Raw genomic sequence first — 19,435 nt, 5'->3', positions numbered from 1 at the left:
TTTATTTACTTATACTTGCTAAAATAATTGCATCAACAAAAGACTTTTGTTGAGGACTAACTTGCTTATTTAACTCTTTACGTAATTTAAAATCATTTAAGAAATTAAGAATTAAATTTTTTTGATACGAATCTTCAACTTTAAAAAAGAAATGTTGAGAATCTAATCGTTCTACCTCGTATGTAATTGGGCAAAATCTCAATGCCTGTATGATTTCATCTAATGACATCTCAACATGAATATCAAAACCAAACTGAATTAATTTTTGACTCATTTCTCCCCCCAAGAATGATAATTCTTATCTAATTTTCTAATAATACCTTATGTATTTGTATTTTGATGCAAGGTATAAAGAACATTTCATTATTGTGTAATTAAGGTCCGAATCAAAAACTGTTTTTTACGTAATGACAGCTTATGTGTCGCGAAATCCTAATAATGACAGCTTATGTGTCGCAAAAGTTGTCATTAAGTTTCACTGATGATGCCTAAGTATATGATTTTCTATTCCACCCAATGACAACTTATGTGTCGCATGACGTCACATAATATATAAAGTATTATGATCAAAAAAACCGCCTAAAATGGCGGTTCTTTTATTGGATGAATGCTTAACTTATTTCATCTTTTCAACGATTTGTTCAGCTTTTTTCAGATGTGTCGCTACCGCAGTACGGGTTTGCGTCAACATGCTTTTTAATTCCGCATTTTTCGCATTTGGAATCAATTGTGTGTCCAAAGTGTTCAGGGCTTTACGATGTACTTCAACTTGGCTCATCATATAGTCTTTATCAGCTGCAGATGGCTTGCTCAGGTCAGTAACAATCTTGTCACTATCACTTTGCAATGTCGTACTGAGACTGCTTGCTTGCGGAGTTAATTTTAAACGGTCTGCCAGAGCCTGACATTTTTTCTCATTCGCTGTATGTTCGCTAATCATCATTTGCGCATACTTACGTGCGTCATCTGTTTTAAGTTTTGGCAAGACTGTTTTTGCCTGTTTGATTTCACCGTTATTGACCGTACTTACAACCTTAATCACTTGACTCTCGGTTAAATGCATTCGGCTGTCATTTGATGCTTTAGAATTTGCTTGAGCAGCAGTTGAAGATTGCTGATTCATTGCCATTGTTTGCCCAGCAGTGAATAGCAATACACCACTCATCGCAACACAGTTAATCATCTTCTTCATTGGAATAGCTTTCATCATGGCACCCTTTAATGTTTTATTAATTAAAAATGCCTTTATAAAATAGGTGAATTAGCTTAAAAACAGTGTAATGTTTAAGTTGTTTTATGAGATCAATATATAAGCATTTATTAGCTTAAGCAAAGTCTGTTGACGATTAGTTTCTTATTCAAACTCTACGTAAAAATTCGCAATATATTCATATTGAGTAAAATACTAAAATTAATTAAGTCACTGATTTAAATTATTTTTATAAATTTTAGTATATTCTTAGCTTTATTAAATTTACTTCAGTTTTTCCTCTATTGAATCATTCCTTATTATTCAACAAATTAAGAAAAGCTAAATTTAATTGAACTATTCATTAGCTGCTAAATCAACTTCTTATTAATCAGAATTTCTAGCTTTAGATAGTGAAAATTTATTACCTAAATATTTTTATAAAAGCTTGATCTCAAAATAAATTTCCTATGCTACTATCGGCCATATATGAATAATATTTATACAAATCCATAATAGCCAGAAGATAAATAGAGAGGGCTTATGAAAGGTTCCATCCTGGATTTTTCTATTCAAGATAATACGGGTTTTATCACAGGGGATGATAACAACCGCTACAGTTTTAGCGGTGCAGACTGGCGTGGACAACGCCCTCCATCACGCGGTGACCGGGTTGATTTTATTGTTAACTCAACCGGCCATGCAGCAGATATTTATCTGGCTCTGGGAAGCTCGATTCATCTGGGAGAAAGTATTAGCAATCAGATTAACAAATATTCCAATTTGGATCAGGCTGAAGAGAATTACAGCAGTATCGACTGGTTCGTAAAATGTCTAACCAATTATGCAAACTTTTCAGGTCGTGCACGCCGTAAAGAATTTTGGTTCTTTATGCTGTTTTGTGTAATTTTAAGTATTATTAGTGAAGTCATTGATGCAGTTTTAGGCACCAAACCTTTGGTGAATGGCCTGCTAAATTTAGCGCTTCTGCTCCCAAGTCTGGCTGTAGGGGCACGTCGCTTGCATGACATTGGACGCTCTGGATGGTGGCAATTGCTTGTACTGACAGGGATAGGAGTCATTTTACTCATCATCTGGTGGGCAAGTGATACCAAAAAAGAAAATAATGAATATGGTGCTCCTGCCAAGTAATGGAACATTACATATCCCGTCTTGATACGGGATATGTTTATAGATTATTTAATTTAATATCAAAGCAATACGTAGACAATTCATGCTGCAAGATCAGTTATCCAAACTTCCCAATGCAATATGGGTGCAAATTTATAAAGATAAAATGCAACTGATGGACAATGAGGGCACGATTGTGCAAACAATGGTCCCTCCCGTTCCCTATGCGCATGAACGCAGCATCATTGCCGACTTTAATGCTGCCTCAGACACCCTAAAACAGCTGGTATCTACTCCAATTGTTCAAAAACTTTGGGGCTCTACAACGCTGCTGCAAGTTATGGATATGCCTGAAGAGGGTCTGACAGCTCTTGAACAGCGTGCCCTGCTAGAATTAGGTTATGAAAATAGTGCACAAAAGGTGATTCTGTATGATCCCGCAGGTCAGGAAGTTACGAAAGCGAGCTTAAGCACCACTTATCCTAAAACCAATCTAAAAATCTTTCTGGTTATCTTAATTGTCGTCATTGCTGCTTCTATCTGGTTTTTAACACTTTAAATGGGCTTTGTTGCATAAACATTCAAAAGCTGAGTTTTCCCCAATCCATTCAAATTTAAGTGACAACTTGGGTGTGAGGTCTACCTAATTCCGTAAATCTATTCAGAACTGCCACACGCGCATGAACTTCATTGACCTGACTTTGAAAATGTCTTGCCGTCAGCTTATCTCCTAATAATTTGATGCAATGCATCTTGGTTTCCACCAAACTGCGACGGTGATAGCCCGACCATTTTTTCCATAGGGTTCTGCCTAAATGCTTAACCGTTTGAAGTAACTCATTTCGTTCTATTGAACTGATTTTAGAATCTTTCCAGGGCTTGGCATTCTTCCTGGGTGGAATTACTGCATGTGCTTGACGATCTGAAATCACTTGTCTGCAGCACTTCGTGTCGTACGCCCCATCGGTATAGACAGAATCTATTCGCTCATTTGGTGGGATTTGATCCAGTAAATTACCTAGTACTTGTGAATCACTGACATTATTTGTCGTAAGCTGAACGGCACGTATTTGCAGTGTTTCAGCATCTATACCAATATGCAGTTTACGCCATTGCCGACGGTATTCAGGCTGATGTTTCTTACGCTTCCATTCACCTTCACCTAAAAATTTTAAACTCGTAGAGTCGACGAGTAGGTGTAACCCATCACGACTTTTCTGATAGCTTATCGCAATATCAATATGCTTTTGTCGTCTACAGAGGGTGGAGTAATCTGGTGCTGTCCAATTCAAGCCACAGAGTTTAATCAGGCTTTGAGCAAAGCCAGTGACCATACGTAAAGAAAGACGGAATAGAGATTTGATCATTAAACAGCATTGAATCGCTGTATCGGAATAAGTTTGATTTCGTCCGTGCTTGCCTTGTGGTTGTGCATACCATTGGGTCTTAGGATCAAACCAGATTGAAATATTTCCTCGCTTGATTAAAGCTTGGTTATACGAGGGCCAATTGGTTGTACGGTAAGTTTTAGGTGCAGGCTTCTTCATCTGGAAATTATATTGCTAAAGAAGCCCTCAAGAATAGCTTTGTGTAACAAAGCCATAATGAATATAAAAAATGCTCCTAAACATAGAAGCATTTTATTTTAATGAAAATAAAAAATTATTTTAAATAGTCTAATAAATGACTAAAGTTCTCAATCGTATATTTAGGCTGTGCCTGCTGTAATTCAATTTCTGAACCATAGCCGTATTTGACTGCAATCGACTCAATCCCATTATGGCGGGCACCAAAAATATCATGCTCACGGTCCCCCACCATAATGCATTGATCAGCCTGCATGCCTTGTTGTTCCAGGATATACTGAATCAGTTCCCCTTTATTGGTCCGATCACCATTCAGCTCACTGCCATAAATCTCAGTAAAATACTGGGCCAGATTAAAATGTTCCAGAATCTGTTTAGCATAAACGGTTGGTTTTGCTGTTGCGAGAAACAGGCGATAACCACGGCGTTTAAGTTCCGCCAGAGTTTCAGCTACGCCTTCAAAGACGTGATTTTCATATAAGCCAGTCACTGCGAAACGTTCACGATATGCCATTAGTGCCTGTTCAGCCAGGGTATCATCCGCATCCACATTCAAAATTTTAGCTAGTGAAGCTTTTAGAGGAGGCCCGATAATCCAGTCAATATTCGTGTCTTCACTGATCGGATGACCCACCTTTTCCAGACCATAGCGGGCAGAAGTCGTAATCCCCACTTTTGGGTCAGTTAATGTACCATCCAAATCAATTAAAATATTCTGAATCACATCTTGTCCCCTATGTTTGCAACCGACATCAATTCATATCGTGAGTATAGCCAGATTTGTCTATTCTAAAGCAATTATTAGGCCATAAAAACAAGCCAAGAACGCCCATTTTCAGGGTAATCAACTCTATATTTTGATCAGATAAAACATATGAAATTTTGCCTGACAGACCGTTCTTGCAAGTGATAGAAATTAATATCGAGAGTTTGAATAAATTTGCCTATACTAAGGCAATTTTAGTGAATGAAGGACATCATTTTGCGACCTACCGTACTTTGCTTTTCAGGTTTAGATCCTTCAGGTGGAGCAGGCCTTCAAGCAGATATTGAAGCCATCGGTCAAAGTGGTGCTCATGCTGCAATTGCCTGTACAGCCCTGACCATCCAGAACTCGCAACAGGTCTTTGGTTTTGAAGCAACTTCAAAGGAATTACTGCTGGCTCAGGCCAATGCTGTGGTAAATGATCTGCCGATTCGCTGTGTTAAATCAGGCATGCTGGGTACTACTGAAAATATTGAGGCGCTGGCAGAATTTCTAACTGCGCATCCGGACTATAAGTATGTACTGGATCCAGTGCTGGTAGCCAATAGTGGTGGCTCACTCGGCAATCAGGCCACACTGGTCAAAGCGTTTACACAACTGATTCCGCTAGCTACGATTTTAACTCCAAATACTGTCGAGTTGCGTGCCCTGACAGGTGAGCAGGATTTAGATCAAGCCACGCAGAAACTGTTTGAAATGGGTGCTCACGCGATTCTGGTTAAAGGCGGCCACGAAGATACTCCCGACTATATCCAGAACCGTCTATATATTCAGGGTGAATTGATCAACGAAACCCGTTGTCCGCGTCTGGAAGGTGAATATCATGGCTCAGGCTGTTCACTGGCGAGTTTCATTGCCGGACGTCTAGCCTTGGGTGAACAGTTGAAAACAGCTGTACAACATGCAGAAACCTGGTTATTTGGTGTATTAAAAAATGCGGAAATTCCGGTACCGAATGGTCAGCGGATTCCAAAACGCTTCTAATCTTCCCTAAATAAAAAAGCCTGAACGATTCAGGCTTTTTTATGGTGATTTCTTTTCAAGAATGGACAAATAGAGGTGATGATCTTGTTTCAATGAAATTTAAAACTTGTGCCTTAACCTGCCAATTTCACAGGACGCAGTTTTTCAGTTTTCTCCTGAACAGGGACAGAAATATGCTGATAATGCAATTGCCACTGATCTTGCTGCTTGCTCAAGACCATGCTGAAGCGACACCACTGTAAAGGAAAATATCGCTCCATCGCCGCATAGGCAATCCGGACATAACCATATACGAAAGCCATGTCATTATTGACCTGAATGGTGACCTCTTGCCGTTCAACGCGCATACCATTGTTGCGCATATATGGGCGATACTGTTGCCATGCAGCCTGATAAGCCTCGATCCCTTTCAGCTCGGAGCTAATATCAATCAGACAGACATCTGGTCGGCAAAGTTGACGAATTTCGCTGAATTCAAGTGAACAAATAGCTTGATCCCATTTTTGTAAAAATGTCCTGACTTCCTGAGCTAGACATTCTTCCCCTATTATTTTCATTGAATACCTCTCTATAAGGTTTTATTCAGACTTGAAAACCGAGATTTCAAGCATCTCATCATTTTTCAGTCTTTCTTGTTTTTCATTATTTTTAATTATGTGGATGGGTCCTGGTTTTACCCATCCCCCATATATCAGGTCAAAAGTGTGACCTAATACCTAAAATTACACTATTTTTTTGATCATAGGCAAAATTTTCTGATCAACTGCAATCATCAGGTGAATTTTGACTGATTATTTAAATTTTCATGCTCTATTTTTATTTATCGTTCTTTATATTTCAAAATCGCTTTGATACTTCTCAATTTTTTATTAAGTTCATACGCATTCAAGATAAAGAGAGGAACTAAGAAAACTTCATTTCCTAGTCCTCACTTCAATATAAAAAACTCAAATAATAGCTTTAGTGTAAGTTTCTTTGTCCATTTCCAGAATTTCAACACAGAGCTGAATCTTTAACCCCGGCTGCGAGACAATGTGCTGCTGCATGACCTGAAGTACCAGCTTGGAAATTGCTTGACGAATGTCCAGACTACGACCAGTCAGGAGAGAAACTTTGGCATGTACATAAGCCTGATCTGTCTCCGGCTCTAGTCCAATCACATAATCCTGCTGTGCAATCGCCCGACTTTTTAAATCATTCGGGTCATTAATATAACCGGCGTTAAATAAGGCCTGGTGAATTGCCAACATTAAAGGTCGGGTTTCGAGCTGCTGAATATTATCTGAATATTCAAGATGAAAATGAGGCATAAAGCATAGATCCAGGCATGATATAGTGATCAGAAGAGATTGATCTTCGAGTTTGAGGAAGAAGCATAAACCTTCAAACCCGAAGACCGAAAGCACTCATTCGTATAAGAATGTATTAGGCTTTTTTCACATATTCAGATTTGAGCTTCATGGCGCCAATGCCATCAATTTTACAGTCAATATCATGTCCATCAGTTGCATCGGGTAATAGACGAATATTTTTGACCTTAGTCCCGACTTTAACCACTGAAGAAGACCCTTTAATTTTAAGATCCTTAATCACCGTAACTGTATCGCCATCAGCCAGCAGATTGCCATGCGCATCCTTGATGACCACGGTTTCCTCAGTTGCTTCCCCTTCTTTCCACTCATATCCACATTCTGGGCAGATTAACAAGTCACCATCTTCATAAGTATATTCAGACTGGCATTTTGGGCATTGTGGTAGAGCCATAGCAACCTCAACAAAATAAAAAAATAAAAGAAAAAACAAAAAATTAAGGCTGAATTATAGCATCTTTGGGTGGGTTCATGCTCAAGCTTTAAAAGGATCTCCCGCTCGACTTAATTAACTGAACTTAACCATCTAAAATATGTGGATTGACCAGCCAGGACAAAAGCTGCAATGACTCCTGCCAGCTTAAGTGACATGCAGATGGTGGTACCAAATCCGGATAACCCACCTGAATAATATGCAGGCTGGTGCCTACAGACACTTTTTCAAAGATGAGCGTGACTTCAATTTCACCTTTGACCTCAGGCGTGGAAAAGCAATCGGTATAGCGCAGTAACTGGTTGGGAATAACTTCATGATAGGTGCCATGTAAATGATGCTGGGTACCAGTGGCAAAATTGGTCAGGGTGATTTTATAGCTGCCTCCCGGTTTGACTTCGGCATGCTCAACTCTGGCAGTGAAGCCATGCGGTGCCAGCCATTTTGCAATGGCATCTGGATGAATAAAGGCCCGGTACACCCGTTCCGGTGGCGCACTGAATACGCGATGCATTTTTAGGGTATAACTCATTTCAGCCTACCTTTTTTTCTTGTTCTTACTGAAAGATTATTTTTATTTATTATTCGGATGGATCATCCCGATCTCATCGGCCTCAGTATTTAAATAACTGCCCAATATACTGTACGGCCTAAATATAATTGTTATCTATCCATTTTATAGGATGTATAACAAAAAACTACAGTTAAGCCGACCAATACCGCAGGCCATAAAAAACCCGGCTTAACCGGGCTTGAATAAGGAAATTTTGATTAGCTGCTACGAAGTTTGCTTTCGCCCTCTTCCGGGTCGCCCTCATCATCATAGACATAGGCCATACAGCCCCAGCCGTCATATTCACCCTGAAATTCAGCGGCAATTCTGGTAAACCATTGTTCTAAGTCGACAATATTTTCATAGGTAGGTTGCATATAGACATGAATGGTAATTGTCCACTCCAGGGTATCGCTCTCCTCATCCTGATATAGGCTTATCTTTTGTTCTTCTTTGAGTAAATGCAATGCACATCGGTCAGCCTGCTCTTCACTATTAAAGGCTATCGAGAATTCAATTTCATGGTCGTCCTGCAGATCATCACCATCCTGATACATTTGCCACAGTACATGACCATTTTCATCGTCAGGGAATTTGTCATAATCGCGTGCCATAGAGATATCCTTATTATAATGTTTTATTATTCGATTCAGCTTAACTTATTTTATTTGAATTATCGAGTACAGAATATGAAAAAAAATTAACTTTCTCTAAATAACCAACTGAATTTTATCAATATAAATTTAAGAATTTGAAAAAAAATCTGCATTTTCATCTAATTAAAAATACCTGCATATCAATCTGCAGATTAAAAAATTTCATCGGTTGATCTGGATTTTTTAATTGTAGTTAGGAAGCGATCACTACAGATGGTTCAGATACCTGATTCTGTTTAAGCTCAAGTAAAACGGCGGCGAATTTAAGCTCTTCCAGACGTAAGTTCAGATAAGATTCCTGAATCATGGCCTGGCTCAAGCTTTGTCCTTTATAGTTCATCAGGCGATAATCATCTTTTAAGGATTGCAGCATTTCACCCAGATTATGAGTATTTAACTGGGACAAATAGAATTCTGCCCTGCTATTAAATGCCAGACTCAAAATCTCGATGGTGCTCTTGCGACGATCCTCATCGACATAATTACAGCTGGCCACCTGCTGCTGTTCTTTGGCCTGCTCAATCTGTGTTCTGATAGTCAATAAATGCCGAGCTGCATCAGTATCATTGTAGTCACTAATGAGCTGATCCAGAAGCTGCGTGACCGGCAGATCAAAACCATATTGATAGCCCTTGATCTTATACTCGAGAGCTTCAACTACCTCTTGTAAACACTGCTGTTCTTTGGCCTGCTGATAATAAGCCTGTAACGCTTTTCGGGCCTGTTGCTCAATATCAGCTTCGGTCTGAGCCTGTAAATTCTGTAAATATGCTTTGACCTGAGCGATATAGGCTTTGAGATCATCCAGCATGATGGAAGCATCAAGCTTGGTTACTTCTACGAAATTTTCAGCCTGCAAGCTGCGGTTAATAATGTATTGTTCGATGTCACAGATATCCTGATATTTTTTATATTTATTCAGTTCAGTTCTGGCACTTCCCAGTTGCATCCGTAGCTGGGTCATTTCATAATTTAATTCATCAACTTGTGTTTCATAATCGGCTAATTTACTGCGTGAATGATCCAGATTTTCCTGTAGAGACTGAATATTGTTTCTTGATAATTTCAAGCTATTGAATACCCGTAGCAATACAATGATTAAAACACTTGCGAGAACAAAGAGCGCGCCACTTAGCATCATCCTGTCCCTTACCCCTTGCACCATATATAGGCACTAAAAAATTAAAAATTTATGATGTTTTAAAGTTATTCTGCATAATTTAATGAAGAGAATCAAAGATAAAAAATGACCATAAACATTTAATATAATTGATCTTTTAAATGATTTTTCACCTATAAAACCTTAATATTTTTATGCCTATCAATTTACTTAAAATGAATCTGTTGGTAATAATTGATTAGAGTGGTTTTTATTTTTATATCAAATGTTATAAGTACAAATTCCGGATAGGCTGAAAATCTTGAGAAAAACCTAATAAAAATAGACAGATCAAACAGTTAAACTAAAGATAAAGTGATAAATCCCCCTTAAATGATTCCTGAAATTTTTCCGGATACACTTTTTTAATTTCAAAAAATCATTACTTGATAAGACATGATTCAGAACATAATTTTTCTAGAAAACTGCTTAAATTCAACTCCATAATTTTCCGATGATTGAAATAAATTCTGACATTTCTGTTGCAGCTTACTGAAATTTAAATATTTATCAGAATCTATATTCATTTTTTGAATGCTTAAATTTTACTAAAATGGTGCAGGTGCAAGAATTTCAACTTTATGACCACTCAATGGTTGAGTAAAAGTCAGTTCACTGGCATGCAAGGCCATGCGATTAAGAGGACTACGCGTTGGTTCCGGATGATAGATTTTATCGCCCGTAATCGGATGACCAATATGCAGCATATGGACTCTGAGCTGATGTGAACGCCCAGTAATTGGCGTTAGTAATACCCGGCTGATGTCTTGCTCAGGCAGATATTCCAGCCGTTGATATAGTGTTTTGGCAGCTTTACCCAGTTCAAAATGTACCATTTGCCGTGGGCGATTTTCCCAGTCAGTAATTAAAGGCACATCGACACTGCCCTCGGTCTGAATTTCTCCCTGTACCAGCGCAATATAGTGCTTGCTGACTGTACGTGCCTGGAACATTTTACTGACCGCCACTTCGGCATCGCGATGTTTGGCAAACATCAGGATGCCAGACGTCGCCATATCAAGACGATGGGTAATTTTGGCATTCGGATAACGCTCTAGTACCCGTAGATAAGCACTGTCATGATGCTCAGGCAAACGTCCCGGAACAGACAACAAACCGGCCGGCTTCTCAATGACGACCAGATCATCATCTTCATATAGAATATGCAATGGGTCTTGAGGCGGTGCGTAGACAAAGTTGTCGTTAATAGGCATGTGCTTTAAGCATTCAGGAGAAAATACGCAAAATAACAATGTCAGGGAATACTGTCAATCCAGCCCTATTGCAGAAGCAGTGCCCGACTAAGCTTTGGACGCTGCACTGATGGGAGATACTGAATGACCTGACTGATACTGGGTTTTCAGGCTGTCGAGATCTTCATTTAAGAATGTCATAAGATATTGCTGAACCTGTGACATAGTCAGACTGCGAAATGACACATAGTCTTTGTTTTTCAGGCTAAACAATCCCAGAATTTTATGCTGAGCTTCGACTTCAATATCACTTTCCAGCCTGAACTCAAGCTGACCTGATGGCGCCAGTTCATTCAGCGTGATCTGGATCGACTGTTCAGTATCGGAGTCTGTCACGGTAAATGTGGTAATCGCAGCTTGCATTTGTAATTGTAAAATCCGTAACTGTTGCCAGTTAATGGATTTGAAAGTAGAGAGAATTTCTTCTGCCGATAAGCTGCCAAGCTGCTCTGCTTCGTCTTCTTCCTGATGCGGATAACTGATTTCTAATTCATATTTTTTCATGGGACGTGCCCCTTTCTTATATGCAAAATTATCATAGCATTCTGTTTTATTTTTCAAGGATATAATTTGTGAGCAAATATTAAACATATTATATTTTAAATTATTTATATCAAATACTTATAAACAACCAGTGACATTAGAATAGTATTTAAATAAAGGATAATTGAAAGCAATAGGCTGTAAATAAAATAGATTAGATATGTGATTAAAATAGTATTTATTTGAATCTCAAATGAATTTACAGCTATTTAGGAAGAATATAAGTGACTGGGTAAGGAAGGTATTCAGCAGTTTGGAGGAGAAGATTTATTATTAGAAGAGAAAATTTTGAGGGTGTTGGGAAAACATCTTGATGGTTTACTTCAACTATCACTCTTTGTAAGAAATGATCTTATAGCCTATAAACTTTTGGTCTATAGCGTCCTAAGCCGAATCGAGACCTTTTGGGTTCGTACTGCACTCGCGTTTTGCGCCACTCACAGCATGCTACTCTTTTCGATCCCATCACACCCTTGAGATCTATAGTAGCCAAGCTGCGGCAAAATTAATTTCCTAAGATTTTTTAATTTTCCCAGTTTTTGAAAATATTTTTCTTTAAATATATCTGTAGAAGAATTTTTTACCTTTTACCTCAAAATAAGGATATTTTATTACAGAAAGAGCAGAATTACTGGAATTTATCTTCATTTAAAACTTCATTCTGCTCTAAATTTTTCAGACTATTATTTTCAATTTTCCAGCTATTTAATCCGCCAGATAATAATCCACTGTAGAAACCACACGAACTTTCTTTAAATAAGGCGTATTGCTGTCACGGTCCTCAATGCTAAACAGACCTTGATTGGCTGTCTTGATTTTCCCGAGACGGCTTTGAGAATCCGCTGCAAACTTTTCTGCCACACTGCGGGCATTTTGCGTGGCCTCTTCAATCATCGCCGGTTTGATGTCATTCAGTTTGGTAAAAATATATTCAGTTCTTTGCCCGGAATCATCACCACCAAAAGCAATGCCCTTTTTACCCAGAGCGACCAGACGGGTTTGCGCTGCACGGACTACATCAATATTGTGGGTATAAACTGTAATGGTCTGATGTGCGGTATAACGTAGCGCGACATTGGCATCACCGCCGTATTGCTGTGCGTATTTATCTGTAGTGACTGGAGAACCCGTGGTAATTTCTTCTGCCTTAAAACCTTCACCTTTTAAGAAAGCCTGAATTTGCTGGGTTTGTAGCTCCATGGTGTCATACAGTTCGGTCAGATCCTGACTACCGCCACTAAAACGGATCGGCCAGACTGCAACATCGGCTTTCACTTCACGTTCAGACAGCCCTTTTACGGAAACAATCCGCTCATACTGTTTAATCTTGACCGCACTATTGCCCAGAATAAATCCGGCAATAATCATTCCCAAGCCGATTAAAGCACCTAAAATCAAGGCGGGTTTAAACTGATTCATTGATCCGAACTCCTTTTTCATATTGTTATTCTGTTTCGAGCATTTTAAGCCTTAAACTGCTCCGTGTAATGCTGAAGTGACTATCAGTTTTATTTATTCTTGGAACTTTGGAAAGTTTTATCTCCTAACTTTTCCCAATCAAAAATATGGCAATCAGCGGCACCAGATTGAACAGGAATATCCCGATTTTATAGATGGCCATGCCGCCATAATGAATGGCATCAAAGGTCGAATCTGAGAGCTGAAACCATTGACCATGCAATCGTTTTACCCAGTTTCGTGCAAAGACAATCAGCAAAAACCAGAGCATTAAGATGCCGTAATTTAAAGCCAATGTATAAAGTAAAAACCGACACCAGAAATTGAGATCCATAGTGGTTCCCTGCCTGTAGAGCCATCTATCATTAAGTTAACAGATCAATCAAATCTTCAGGAACTACTGATTTGTATCTGTGATCTAAAGAGAAATGGTTTAAATATTTTGAGCTAAAAGTTTCAGTTCTAACTTCCAACGATCATTTTTTAGCGTACAAACAGATGACGGGTATGATGATTGATATAGGCATTTAAGCCATCACCATACTGGGCCAGCTGTTTCATATTTTCCACATGCTGATAGCCTGCACTGCTATAACTATAGGTATACACTTTCGAGGTTTTCTTGAATTGAACCCGAATAAACTCATTGCCAATCTCATAATTGGCCACACCCGAGTCATGATTGAGATCAAGATAATGTTGCAATTGAGCAGCCCTAAACATGATAAATCTATAATTTTAAATGGGGTCAAATTGATCAATTTTCAAACAAAATAAATGATAAAACCCACTGTATAGCAGGTTTTAAATGACGCCCAATATATTTATAAATCTCATTCTGTACAGCACTTATGACAGCCCTCTACTTTCTCCCTCGGCCAGTTCATTCTTGCCCGTTTATAAGCCAAATCATAATTGGCAAAATATCCAATCAGAATCTGGTTATCAAATTCTGGCAGGTCTTCACAGCCTTCAGTTGCGTTATGAATATAGTGCACGCCTTGGGCAGACTCTTGTTCATCTACAATAAATTTAATCATTTACAGTTCCCCTAATATTGTTTTTATCAAGTTAAACCACAAATAAAACCATACAAAAATTATGCCTTTTGCAATCCCATAATAAAATTATGACTTTATTGAATAAAAATCAAGCAATTTAATGAACAAGATGAGAACCTTTCTTTAAGCAAATATTTCGTTAAAAATTAGTGATAAATATTTATTTATCTGACTCTTATAAGGCGGAATTTTCTAGCTTGATTTTCTTTTTTTGACGTATCCAGCGAATCGCCATGATGGCTAGTATTACGACCAGCAAGGCAGCTAACACTGGCAAAAGCAATGACAGGATGGATAACAGAATAGCCCCGATCCACTCTCCGGTTGAGAGTACCGGATTCGCAACACCGCCTGTGGTAGCAGTTGATAGTCCGCGTGCTGCAACACTGCTCATTTGCACGGCCCCTGCTGTTCCACCACCGACAATAATCGCTGCTGCCCAAGCTTTAAACTGGGACATTTCTCCACTGCTGGCAGCCATCGTTGTCAGAGTTCCGGCCAGCATGGCAACAGGCGTTGCAATCGTATCGATGGCATTGTCCACCCAGGGAATATAATACGCAGCAATTTCACAGATAGTCGCGATGGCTAAAGCCAGACAGACTGCCGGCATGGCCAGCCATTCAAAACCGGTCATCGGTTCAAACCAGCCCATCAATGCGGCAATACTCATCACCAGCAAAGGCACAAAAACACGGAAACCACAGGCTGCACTCAAGCCGATACCGATACATAAACCGAGGATTGTTTCCATGCTGCTTATCCTTGAGATTTAAGCCGTTTTTATGATCCAAATTATACGCTAACAAAAAAGCCCTATCGGGTGATAGGGCTTTTATTTAAAACAGGATCTTCTGTTTTGAATATCGTGTGCTTAGGCAACCTTATCGTTATATTGGGTGCCGAGGCATTTGGTACACGGTGGTAGTCGGTCTGTACCAATTTCTAAGAAGACGCGATGTCCGCATTGAACACAAAAATAGAAACCTGTTCCCGGTTTTGAGCCAGCTGTAACCATCTTTGTTCTCCGTTGTTTTAGAAAATGGTCTAAGCAGTATAACTCTGTTGTGATGAATGTCTATTGTCCATTTTTGTAAATGATAGTGTCGTTAAAGCTAAGTGATATTTTTATTTGTGATTTAATGATATTTCTTCGCTGCGCCTAGTCACTTTCACTTTCTATGATAAATAGCTTGATAGCATTGGAATAAATGGAGCTAAGAAAGTATATATAGTGACATGAGTAGAGAGAAAACTCATTAGCTCACCATATTGGGAAGTATATTCTGGTGTTCCAATTAAGGTTCCTAATTTTTCGATTCTTAGTTCTAGATCGCTAACTAACTCTTCCTCGATTTCAGATTCTCTCAACGTGCTTAATAAATCTAAAAACTCTTGAGGAATTTGAGAGTTATTAATTTCTTGATGGATAGTGCTGTGATAATTTCCTGAAGCTAAGTTTTGAACATCGCCTGAAATATTTATATTAAAGATCTGGCTCACTTTTTCTTGGGGGGATTGGGCTGGAATTTAAAGCAGCTTCACCAGCGTCAGGATTCAAGACCTCAATTTCTAGGACGAAATTCAAGATTCTAGTTTTTACGGTATCAACTATACCAATCACTGATGCTATAGAAATCACTTTCCATGCTTGTATACAATTCAAATCACTATACATATTCGCCCCATACTGAGCCAAGATCGCAGGATCCCAACTTTGGGTTAAATATCCTTCTTTATTCAAAGAATAGCTTTCTACAGTTGCAATTGGTTGGTGGAATTCGGCTTTTATTTGTTTTTCTTGTAACCTTTCTGGAAGACCATGAATCGGCATATCCGCATTAGAAAAACTACTACCAAAACTCCCTACGAAATTACCTTTAGAACCTACAGTTAATATTCTATAAGAAGGTAATAAGTCATCTGATGAATATCCATTTAGTTCTGACTCTACCCACTTTTTAAAATCTTCATTGCCTAAACGATATGCCAAAATTTTACATTTTCGTAGTAAATCAGAAACTTTAGTTGCAGGACTAACTGCTTCGCTCTGAATTTCTCTTAATAAAGACATCATTTTCTCAGTAAAAGACCCTACTTAACAGTAGGGTCTTTTTTAAACAATTTCAATCACTTTAATCCACCCCAACCCTCCTTTAAAAAGGAGGGAGTTCCCCTCTTTCTAAAGAGGGGTTAGGGGAGATTTTTACTAGTAACTAGAAAAATTAAGCCACATTTCCTTCTAAAAAGTCCTGCGCAAAGCGCTGTAATACCCCACCCGCTTCATACACAGAGACTTCTTCTTCAGTATCCAGTCGGCAAGTCACCGGCACTTCAATGGTCTGTTTTTTGCCATCTTCAGTCGCACGCTCAATCACCAGAGTCAAAGTCGAACGCGGTGCAATATTGCCAATCACGCTATACAGCTCAGTACCATCTAAATTTAAAGTTTTACGGTCTGTACCCGGTTTAAACTCAAGTGGAAGAACGCCCATACCCACCAGATTCGTACGGTGAATACGCTCAAAACCTTCAGCAACAATCGCTTCTACACCTGCCAGACGCACACCTTTCGCAGCCCAGTCACGGCTTGAACCTTGACCATAATCTTTACCCGCAACAATGATGAGCGGTTGCTTGCGGTTCATATAGGTTTCAATCGCTTCCCACATACGCATCACTTCACCTTCCGGCTCCACACGTGCTTTAGAACCTTGCTTGATGGTGCCGTCAGAACGTACCACCATCTCGTTATACAGCTTCGGATTCGCCAAGGTTGCACGCTGTGCAGTCAGGTGGTCACCACGGTGCGTTGCATAAGAGTTGAAATCTTCCTCAGGCAAGCCCATTTTCGCCAGATATTGACCCGCTGCCGAATCCAACACAATCGCATTCGATGGAGATAAATGATCGGTAGTAATGTTATCGCCAAGGATGGCTAACGGACGCATATTTGCCAGAGTACGCGGTGCAGCCAATGCCCCTTCCCAGTATGGCGGACGGCGGATATAAGTACTTTGCGGACGCCAGTCATACAGCGGACTTGCTGCCTGCTCACGCTCACCCAGATCGAACATCGGAATATACACTTTCTTGAACTGTTCCGGCTTCACGGACTCTTTTACCAAAGCATCAATTTCTTCATCCGATGGCCAGATGTCTTTCAGGTAAATTGGATTGCCATCTTTGTCTGTGCCTAAGGCATCTTTTTCGATGTCAAAACGGATGGTACCCGCAATCGCATAAGCAACCACTAACGGTGGAGATGCTAAAAATGCCTGCTTCGCATAAGGATGGATACGACCATCGAAGTTACGGTTACCCGACAAGACTGCTGTCGCATACAAGTCACGGTCGATAATTTCCTGCTGAATCTTTGGATCAAGTGCACCAGACATCCCGTTACAGGTGGTACATGCATAAGCCACGATACCAAAACCGAGTTTTTCCAGATCTTTCAGTACACCCGCTTCTTCTAGGTACAACGCCGCTGCTTTAGAACCTGGTGCAAAAGATGATTTCACCCAAGGTTTACGTACTAGACCCAGCTCATTAGCCTTACGTGCCAACAAGCCTGCTGCCACAGTATTACGTGGGTTAGACGTATTGGTACATGAAGTGATCGCCGCGATGATGATCGCACCATCTGGCATTAAACCATCAGTACGGTTTTCTACCACACCCGCAATGCCTTTTTCTTTCAGGTCAGACGTTGATACACGCGCATGTGGATTGGATGGACCAGCGATGTTACGGGTGACAGTCGATAGGTCAAAACGCAGTACACGTGGATATTCTGCCTGAGTCATTTCTGATGACCACAGACCAATCTTTTTCGCATAGGTTTCAACCAGTTTGACCTGTTCAGATTCACGACCAGTCAGCGTCAAATAATCAATGGTGTTCTGATCGATATAGAACATGGCCGCAGTTGCGCCATATTCCGGGGTCATATTGGAAATCGTGGCACGATCGCCGACTGACATGCTGTCCGCGCCTTCACCGAAGAATTCCAGATAAGCTCCAACTACACGTTCTTTACGCAGGAATTCAGTTAAAGCTAGTACGATATCGGTTGCGGTAATGCCCGGCTGACGCTGTCCTACTAATTCGACACCGATAATGTCTGGCAGACGCATCCAAGATGCACGGCCCAGCATCACGTTTTCGGCTTCCAGACCACCAACACCCACTGAGATCACACCCAACGCATCGGTATGTGGGGTATGAGAGTCTGTGCCGACACAGGTATCCGGGAATGCCACGCCATCGCGATTCTGTATTACCGGTGACATTTTTTCCAAATTGATCTGGTGCATGATGCCGTTACCAGCAGGAATCACATCAACATTTTCAAACGCAGTTTTGGTCCATTCAATAAAATGGAAACGGTCTTCATTACGGCGGTCTTCTACTGCACGGTTTTTCTCAAATGCATCTGGGTCAAAGCCGCCGTATTCCACTGCTAATGAGTGATCGACGATCAGCTGGGTTGGAACCACTGGATTGACTTTAGAGGGATCACCGCCCTGATCGGCAATCGCATCACGCAGACCGGCAAGATCGACCAGTGCCGTTTGCCCCAGAATGTCATGACACACCACACGCGCCGGATACCAAGGAAAATCATGTTCCTGTTTACGCTCAATCAACTGACGTAAAGACTGTTCTAAAATCGCAGGGTCGCAACGGCGTACCAGCTGCTCGGCCAGCACTTTAGATGTATAAGGAAGTTTGGCATATGCGCCTGGCTGAATATCTTCTACGGCTTGACGCACGTCATAATATTCCAGCTGGGTACCTTGCAGCGGTTTCCGGTAGTTATTGTTCATAGCTTGCCTGCCCTCTTTCATTACTCTTTTTATTCATCAAAATATCTTGATGACTTGTTTTTTAATAAAGGCATTGTACGCTGTCGAAAGTCCATTTCCCAAATCTTATAGTTTTCATATATTTAAATATTAAAAATGGCATTTTTACCAAAATTTATGACCCATACTTTAGAATTTTGACTCTAAATTGCGTTTTTTCTGAAAAAACGGCCTAAATCTGTCTCATTCTTTAGTATGAGATGTGGATAACCGCATAAAAAATAATCGATTTATTCGAATCAGTTTAAGTATAAATTTCATATGAAATCAAAGCTTAGAATTTTTTAATTTTAGAAATAGCTCATTTAATAAAACACCGAATCTACGTTTTTTATTTCAGTATTAAGCGTAGATCTTAACCATGAATGGTAAATTTCATTGCAGATATTGCTCAATGAGTTTAGGCGAAAAAAATCATTTTT

The 19,435-nt window shown here is 39.8% G+C and carries 24 protein-coding genes; 3 read left to right on the top strand and 21 right to left on the bottom strand.

Annotation, left to right across the window (positions count from 1 at the left end):
- Position 1 precedes the first annotated feature (1 nt).
- On the bottom strand, positions 2-274 hold the full coding sequence (locus AC4MCC_RS03295; protein WP_131326758.1) for a hypothetical protein: 273 nt from the start codon (positions 272-274) through the stop codon (positions 2-4).
- Positions 275-616: 342 nt separating this feature from the next.
- Entirely contained in the window at positions 617-1,207 is a 591-nt protein-coding gene (locus tag AC4MCC_RS03290; RefSeq protein ID WP_491885678.1) for a DUF4142 domain-containing protein, read from the bottom strand.
- 525 nt (positions 1,208-1,732) lie between these two features.
- Here AC4MCC_RS03290 and AC4MCC_RS03285 point away from each other — a divergent pair.
- Together AC4MCC_RS03285 and AC4MCC_RS03280 are read left to right on the top strand one after the other, a co-directional pair.
- On the top strand, positions 1,733-2,341 hold the full coding sequence (locus AC4MCC_RS03285; RefSeq protein ID WP_419364639.1) for a DUF805 domain-containing protein: 609 nt from the start codon (positions 1,733-1,735) through the stop codon (positions 2,339-2,341).
- 82 nt (positions 2,342-2,423) lie between these two features.
- On the top strand, positions 2,424-2,879 hold the full coding sequence (locus AC4MCC_RS03280; RefSeq protein ID WP_419364641.1) for a hypothetical protein: 456 nt from the start codon (positions 2,424-2,426) through the stop codon (positions 2,877-2,879).
- Positions 2,880-2,934: 55 nt separating this feature from the next.
- Here the strand turns inward: AC4MCC_RS03280 and AC4MCC_RS03275 are convergent, their stop codons facing one another.
- Both AC4MCC_RS03275 and AC4MCC_RS03270 read right to left on the bottom strand, forming a co-directional pair.
- Complete coding sequence (locus AC4MCC_RS03275; protein WP_419364643.1) at positions 2,935-3,867, bottom strand: IS5 family transposase; 933 nt, start codon at positions 3,865-3,867, stop codon at positions 2,935-2,937.
- A gap of 115 nt (positions 3,868-3,982) precedes the next feature.
- Positions 3,983-4,630 carry an HAD family hydrolase gene (locus AC4MCC_RS03270; protein ID WP_419364645.1) on the bottom strand — a complete coding sequence of 216 codons (648 nt, stop codon included), beginning with the start codon at positions 4,628-4,630 and terminating at the stop codon, positions 3,983-3,985.
- Between the two features lie 258 nt (positions 4,631-4,888).
- Between AC4MCC_RS03270 and AC4MCC_RS03265 the strand changes: the two genes are divergently transcribed.
- A complete protein-coding gene (locus tag AC4MCC_RS03265) occupies positions 4,889-5,656 on the top strand; it encodes a hydroxymethylpyrimidine/phosphomethylpyrimidine kinase (RefSeq protein ID WP_419364744.1) in 768 nt (255 codons plus the stop codon).
- Positions 5,657-5,769: 113 nt separating this feature from the next.
- Here AC4MCC_RS03265 and AC4MCC_RS03260 read toward each other — a convergent pair whose 3' ends face one another.
- The 17 genes from AC4MCC_RS03260 to acnD form a co-directional block, all read right to left on the bottom strand.
- The gene (locus AC4MCC_RS03260; protein ID WP_180004018.1) at positions 5,770-6,213 is read right to left on the bottom strand and encodes a YybH family protein; all 444 of its coding nucleotides are present in this window, start codon (positions 6,211-6,213) and stop codon (positions 5,770-5,772) included.
- 390 nt (positions 6,214-6,603) lie between these two features.
- A complete protein-coding gene (locus AC4MCC_RS03255) occupies positions 6,604-6,966 on the bottom strand; it encodes a 5-carboxymethyl-2-hydroxymuconate Delta-isomerase (RefSeq protein WP_419364647.1) in 363 nt (120 codons plus the stop codon).
- 115 nt (positions 6,967-7,081) lie between these two features.
- The gene (locus tag AC4MCC_RS03250) at positions 7,082-7,420 is read right to left on the bottom strand and encodes a zinc ribbon domain-containing protein YjdM (RefSeq protein WP_034705280.1); all 339 of its coding nucleotides are present in this window, start codon (positions 7,418-7,420) and stop codon (positions 7,082-7,084) included.
- A 124-nt stretch (positions 7,421-7,544) separates the two neighbouring features.
- Entirely contained in the window at positions 7,545-7,991 is a 447-nt protein-coding gene (locus AC4MCC_RS03245; RefSeq protein ID WP_004785131.1) for an SRPBCC domain-containing protein, read from the bottom strand.
- A gap of 239 nt (positions 7,992-8,230) precedes the next feature.
- The gene (locus AC4MCC_RS03240) at positions 8,231-8,626 is read right to left on the bottom strand and encodes a ribonuclease E inhibitor RraB (RefSeq protein WP_034171734.1); all 396 of its coding nucleotides are present in this window, start codon (positions 8,624-8,626) and stop codon (positions 8,231-8,233) included.
- Between the two features lie 235 nt (positions 8,627-8,861).
- The gene (locus tag AC4MCC_RS03235) at positions 8,862-9,806 is read right to left on the bottom strand and encodes an SNIPE associated domain-containing protein (RefSeq protein WP_419364650.1); all 945 of its coding nucleotides are present in this window, start codon (positions 9,804-9,806) and stop codon (positions 8,862-8,864) included.
- A gap of 569 nt (positions 9,807-10,375) precedes the next feature.
- Positions 10,376-11,041 carry a pseudouridine synthase gene (locus tag AC4MCC_RS03230; protein WP_004785137.1) on the bottom strand — a complete coding sequence of 222 codons (666 nt, stop codon included), beginning with the start codon at positions 11,039-11,041 and terminating at the stop codon, positions 10,376-10,378.
- Positions 11,042-11,128: 87 nt separating this feature from the next.
- Positions 11,129-11,584 carry a hypothetical protein gene (locus AC4MCC_RS03225; RefSeq protein ID WP_005237111.1) on the bottom strand — a complete coding sequence of 152 codons (456 nt, stop codon included), beginning with the start codon at positions 11,582-11,584 and terminating at the stop codon, positions 11,129-11,131.
- 744 nt (positions 11,585-12,328) lie between these two features.
- A complete protein-coding gene (locus tag AC4MCC_RS03220) occupies positions 12,329-13,042 on the bottom strand; it encodes an SIMPL domain-containing protein (RefSeq protein WP_419364653.1) in 714 nt (237 codons plus the stop codon).
- 124 nt (positions 13,043-13,166) lie between these two features.
- Positions 13,167-13,415 (bottom strand): DUF6868 family protein, encoded by a 249-nt coding sequence (locus tag AC4MCC_RS03215; protein WP_419364655.1) that lies wholly within the window; start codon positions 13,413-13,415, stop codon positions 13,167-13,169.
- Positions 13,416-13,564: 149 nt separating this feature from the next.
- Positions 13,565-13,786: a hypothetical protein gene (locus AC4MCC_RS03210; protein WP_004785142.1), complete on the bottom strand. Its 222-nt coding sequence runs from the start codon at positions 13,784-13,786 to the stop codon at positions 13,565-13,567.
- A gap of 128 nt (positions 13,787-13,914) precedes the next feature.
- Positions 13,915-14,121 (bottom strand): hypothetical protein, encoded by a 207-nt coding sequence (locus AC4MCC_RS03205; protein WP_034705268.1) that lies wholly within the window; start codon positions 14,119-14,121, stop codon positions 13,915-13,917.
- Positions 14,122-14,317: 196 nt separating this feature from the next.
- Entirely contained in the window at positions 14,318-14,896 is a 579-nt protein-coding gene (locus AC4MCC_RS03200) for a DUF4126 domain-containing protein (protein ID WP_491885677.1), read from the bottom strand.
- Positions 14,897-15,016: 120 nt separating this feature from the next.
- Positions 15,017-15,160, bottom strand: a complete 144-nt coding sequence (locus AC4MCC_RS03195) for a zinc ribbon-containing protein (RefSeq protein ID WP_179993182.1) — start codon at positions 15,158-15,160, stop codon at positions 15,017-15,019.
- Positions 15,161-15,321: 161 nt separating this feature from the next.
- Complete coding sequence (locus tag AC4MCC_RS03190; RefSeq protein WP_419364657.1) at positions 15,322-15,645, bottom strand: hypothetical protein; 324 nt, start codon at positions 15,643-15,645, stop codon at positions 15,322-15,324.
- Positions 15,629-16,216, bottom strand: a complete 588-nt coding sequence (locus AC4MCC_RS03185) for an AbiTii domain-containing protein (RefSeq protein WP_419364659.1) — start codon at positions 16,214-16,216, stop codon at positions 15,629-15,631. Before AC4MCC_RS03185 ends, AC4MCC_RS03190 begins: the two co-directional genes overlap by 17 nt.
- A 151-nt stretch (positions 16,217-16,367) precedes the next feature.
- A complete protein-coding gene (gene acnD / locus AC4MCC_RS03180; RefSeq protein WP_491885676.1) occupies positions 16,368-18,974 on the bottom strand; it encodes a Fe/S-dependent 2-methylisocitrate dehydratase AcnD in 2,607 nt (868 codons plus the stop codon).
- Positions 18,975-19,435 lie beyond the last annotated feature (461 nt).

This window comes from Acinetobacter sp. CAU_H_56, assembly GCF_058599425.1.
Note: the sequence above shows the minus strand (reverse complement) of the source record. Positions and strands in the feature narration are given on the sequence as shown.

Excerpts from the sequence above, each read along its gene's own strand:
- AC4MCC_RS03295 (WP_131326758.1), bottom strand. The coding sequence starts at position 274 with ATGAGTCAAAAATTAATTCAGTTTGGTTTTGATATTCATGTTGAGATG.
- AC4MCC_RS03290 (WP_491885678.1), bottom strand. The coding sequence starts at position 1,207 with ATGAAAGCTATTCCAATGAAGAAGATGATTAACTGTGTTGCGATGAGT.
- AC4MCC_RS03285 (WP_419364639.1), top strand. The coding sequence starts at position 1,733 with ATGAAAGGTTCCATCCTGGATTTTTCTATTCAAGATAATACGGGTTTT.
- AC4MCC_RS03280 (WP_419364641.1), top strand. The coding sequence starts at position 2,424 with ATGCTGCAAGATCAGTTATCCAAACTTCCCAATGCAATATGGGTGCAA.
- AC4MCC_RS03275 (WP_419364643.1), bottom strand. The coding sequence starts at position 3,867 with ATGAAGAAGCCTGCACCTAAAACTTACCGTACAACCAATTGGCCCTCG.
- AC4MCC_RS03260 (WP_180004018.1), bottom strand. The coding sequence starts at position 6,213 with ATGAAAATAATAGGGGAAGAATGTCTAGCTCAGGAAGTCAGGACATTT.
- AC4MCC_RS03255 (WP_419364647.1), bottom strand. The coding sequence starts at position 6,966 with ATGCCTCATTTTCATCTTGAATATTCAGATAATATTCAGCAGCTCGAA.
- AC4MCC_RS03250 (WP_034705280.1), bottom strand. The coding sequence starts at position 7,420 with ATGGCTCTACCACAATGCCCAAAATGCCAGTCTGAATATACTTATGAA.
- AC4MCC_RS03245 (WP_004785131.1), bottom strand. The coding sequence starts at position 7,991 with ATGAGTTATACCCTAAAAATGCATCGCGTATTCAGTGCGCCACCGGAA.
- AC4MCC_RS03240 (WP_034171734.1), bottom strand. The coding sequence starts at position 8,626 with ATGGCACGCGATTATGACAAATTCCCTGACGATGAAAATGGTCATGTA.
- AC4MCC_RS03235 (WP_419364650.1), bottom strand. The coding sequence starts at position 9,806 with ATGCTAAGTGGCGCGCTCTTTGTTCTCGCAAGTGTTTTAATCATTGTA.
- AC4MCC_RS03230 (WP_004785137.1), bottom strand. The coding sequence starts at position 11,041 with ATGCCTATTAACGACAACTTTGTCTACGCACCGCCTCAAGACCCATTG.
- AC4MCC_RS03225 (WP_005237111.1), bottom strand. The coding sequence starts at position 11,584 with ATGAAAAAATATGAATTAGAAATCAGTTATCCGCATCAGGAAGAAGAC.
- AC4MCC_RS03220 (WP_419364653.1), bottom strand. The coding sequence starts at position 13,042 with ATGAATCAGTTTAAACCCGCCTTGATTTTAGGTGCTTTAATCGGCTTG.
- AC4MCC_RS03215 (WP_419364655.1), bottom strand. The coding sequence starts at position 13,415 with ATGGATCTCAATTTCTGGTGTCGGTTTTTACTTTATACATTGGCTTTA.
- AC4MCC_RS03205 (WP_034705268.1), bottom strand. The coding sequence starts at position 14,121 with ATGATTAAATTTATTGTAGATGAACAAGAGTCTGCCCAAGGCGTGCAC.
- AC4MCC_RS03200 (WP_491885677.1), bottom strand. The coding sequence starts at position 14,896 with ATGGAAACAATCCTCGGTTTATGTATCGGTATCGGCTTGAGTGCAGCC.
- AC4MCC_RS03195 (WP_179993182.1), bottom strand. The coding sequence starts at position 15,160 with ATGGTTACAGCTGGCTCAAAACCGGGAACAGGTTTCTATTTTTGTGTT.
- AC4MCC_RS03185 (WP_419364659.1), bottom strand. The coding sequence starts at position 16,216 with ATGTCTTTATTAAGAGAAATTCAGAGCGAAGCAGTTAGTCCTGCAACT.
- acnD (WP_491885676.1), bottom strand. The coding sequence starts at position 18,974 with ATGAACAATAACTACCGGAAACCGCTGCAAGGTACCCAGCTGGAATAT.